The sequence below is a fragment of the Thermoflavimicrobium dichotomicum genome, from assembly GCF_900114055.1.
Classification (GTDB): domain Bacteria; phylum Bacillota; class Bacilli; order Thermoactinomycetales; family Thermoactinomycetaceae; genus Thermoflavimicrobium; species Thermoflavimicrobium dichotomicum.
The window spans coordinates 1-1,070 of record NZ_FORR01000073.1; the positions used below are offsets into that span (position 1 = coordinate 1).

Annotated in this window: 1 protein-coding gene; it reads right to left on the minus strand. The window is 51.4% G+C overall.

Features of this window, described 5'->3' with window-relative positions:
* Positions 1-1,070 (minus strand): non-ribosomal peptide synthetase (locus tag BMZ78_RS18430; protein ID WP_139203384.1); only part of this gene is annotated, 1,070 nt, incomplete at both ends.

Consider the following 1,070-nt stretch of genomic DNA (forward strand, 5'->3'; position numbering starts at 1 on the left):
TCGATCTCGCCCAGCTCAATCCGGTATCCCCGAATCTTCACCTGATGATCGATTCGTCCCAGATACTCGAGGTTGCCATCCGGTAACCAACGAGCCAAGTCCCCTGTTTTGTACATCCGTTCTCCAGGAACAAATGGGTTTTCCACAAACCGCTCCGCTGTCAGCTCCGGACGATTCAGATACCCCCGGCTCACACCGTCTCCACTGACATACATCTCTCCCTTAACCCCAATCGGTACCAACCGCTTCTGTTCATCCAACACATACACTTTCAAGGTCGGTATCGGTTGTCCGATGTTGCTCACGTTTGTTTCCATTTCCTGCTCGGTAATCTCTTTGTAGGTCACATGTACGGTCGTTTCCGTGATTCCATACATGTTGATCAATTGGGTGGAAGGATACTTGTTTTTCCATGCTTTGAGCTGGACAGGGGCAAGAGCTTCTCCTCCAAAGATCACTTTCCGAACCATCAAATCCGCTTCAACCCGCTTCATCTCTTCCTGTGAGAGCTGATAAAACGCGGTTGGCGTTTGGTTGAGGATGGTTACCCCTTCACGGCGAAGCAGATCCAGGAATGCTTTGGGATCACGGGCGACCAGACTGGGAACGATCACCAGCTTTCCACCGTATAACAAGGCCCCATACATTTCCCATACCGAGAAGTCGAAGCAGAATGAATGGAACAAGGTCCACACATCGTGTTCACTAAAGTCAAACAGGTTTCGGTCGTTAAAGAGAAGCCGAACCACATTGCGGTGTTCCACCATAACCCCTTTGGGTTTTCCTGTGGAACCCGAGGTGTAGATGATATAGGCCACATCTTCGGGTCGGCTGATGTTCACCAGGTTGGTCTTCTCTTCTTGCGTCCAGTCGATTTCATCCCAGATAAGGGTCTTTTCCGCGGCTCCCGCTTCCGGGATCATCGCTTTCTTTTGGACAAGCAAGAGACGGGCTCCACTGTCTTCCAGCATGTACTGAATCCGCTCGGCCGGGTAAGCCGGGTCAATCGGCATATAGGTTCCACCGGCTTTTAACACGCCCAGAATCCCGATGATCATCTCCAGCGAGCG